The sequence below is a fragment of the Tabrizicola sp. genome, from assembly GCF_031377265.1.
GTDB lineage: Bacteria > Pseudomonadota > Alphaproteobacteria > Rhodobacterales > Rhodobacteraceae > JAUYQR01.
Window position 1 is genome coordinate 1 of sequence record NZ_JANMET010000055.1, and the last position, 1,892, is coordinate 1,892.

Annotated in this window: 2 protein-coding genes; both read right to left on the reverse strand. The window is 63.4% G+C overall.

Annotated features, from left to right (window positions below; all coding sequences use genetic code 11):
• The coding region (locus RMO18_RS03155; protein WP_309663873.1) for an aminotransferase class III-fold pyridoxal phosphate-dependent enzyme at nucleotides 1-660 on the reverse strand (660 nt) is incomplete at its 3' end.
• 260 nt (nucleotides 661-920) lie between these two features.
• Nucleotides 921-1,892, reverse strand: a 972-nt coding sequence (locus RMO18_RS03160; RefSeq protein ID WP_309663874.1) for an amidohydrolase, incomplete at its 5' end; no start/stop codon positions are given.

Below are 1,892 nucleotides of genomic sequence, written 5' to 3' on the forward strand. Positions count from 1 at the left end.
CACCCGCGCGATCAACGCCTCGAACTCCGCCACCAGCCCGTCGCAGAACTCAGGCTCCGTCATCCCGTCGGGCCGCCGATACGGGTTCGGCACCGACAGGTGCCAGATGCCGTCTTCCTTGTAACGGAACTCCTCCACCCGGTCGCCGGGCCGCTTGCCGATGCTTTGCGACAGGTAGGTCGACCCATGGTACGAATGATCCCGCGCAACGATCCCGGTCTTGTCCGGCCGCCCCATCGCATGCTGGTGATACCCGACCATCCGTGCCGCTGTATCCACCGCCGTCGACCCTCCCGTCGTGAAATGCACCCGGTTCAGATCGCCGGGTGCCAGCGCCGCAAGTTTAGCCGCCAGCCGCGCCGACGGCTCGTTGGTCATGTCGACGAAGGTGTTGGAAAACCCCAGCCTCAACGCCTGATCGGCGATCGCATCCGCCATCTCGCGCCGCCCCAGCCCGATGTTGGTGCACCAAAGCCCGCCCACCGCATCAAAATACCGCCGCCCTTCGGCATCCCACAACCACGCCCCCTCACCGCGCGCGATCACCAGCGCACCTTCCCTTTCGAACGGGCCAAAGTTGGTCCATGGATGCAGCGCATGGGCGCGGTCCATCTCCCACAGATCCTTCGGCGCGGGCAAATTCAGGGCAAGGGCGGTCATCGGTCACTCCATCTGCTGTGGCCTCACCCTAACATTTTGATCAAATTTTTGCCAGCCCAGACCCGCCACCAAAGGTAGCGCTGTTCAAGATATGGTATGCCAATCATAGACCCTTGGCTAAATGCGCCGCGCCCGGCATCATCTGATTCGCCCAAGGCTTCCGCTTCGCCAAATATCCCCGGCGGAGCCCGCCCGAGCCGATCCGGGCCCTGCCCGGTCGGCGAGACAAAAGGCGTGCGCCGGGCTTGCCCGGCGTTCTTTCACCCCACAGGTTGCGCCCGCTCTACCAGCCGGGCAAAAAAGCTTGCCCCCACCGGCGACGCGTCATCATTGAAATCATAGGCCGGGTGATGCAGACCCGCCCCCGGTCCGATCCCCATGAACAGATAAGCGCCCGGCCGAGCCTCCAGCATATAGCTGAAGTCTTCCGACCCCATTTCCCGGTTGGCGCGGGCATCCACCGCGTCGCCCCCCACCACCTCGCGCGCCACTTCGGCGGCGAACTCAGTCTCGTCCTCATGGTTGATCGTTGCGGGGTAACCCCAGTCGTAATCGACCCGCGCCGTCACGCCGTACGCCAGGGCATGACCCTCGACAATCTCGTGGATCCGCTTCTTCAACAACGCCCGCACGTCAGGCTTGAAACAGCGGATCGTGGCGCAGAACATCGCCGCTTCCGGAATGATGTTGCTGGCGGTCCCGGTATGGATCTGGGTTACCGAAATCACTGCTTCATCAAGGGCATAGACGTTCCGGGGGATGATCGTCTGAATGCCGCCCACCATGGCTACCACGGCGACCACAGGGTCCACGCATTCGTGCGGCGTGGCGGCATGGCCGCCTTTTCCGGTGACATAGACATAGGCCGTATCGACAGATGCCATCAACGGCCCCGGCGTGGTCTGAAAATGCCCGAAAGGCACGTTCGGCGCGTTGTGGATGCCGTAGACTTGCGCGATATCGAACCGGTCCATGATGCCTTCCTGCACCATGACTTCACCGCCGCCGCCATCTTCTTCGGCAGGCTGAAAGATCAACGCCACCCGCCCGACAAAGCGCCGCGTCTCGGCCAGATACTTCGCCGCCCCCAGCAGCATCGTCACATGCCCGTCATGGCCGCAGGCATGCATCTTGCCGGTGATGTTCGAAGCATGCACCGCACCGGTGACTTCCTCAATTGGCAGCGCGTCCATATCGGCACGCAGGCCGATGGTCGGGCCAACGCCGGTGCC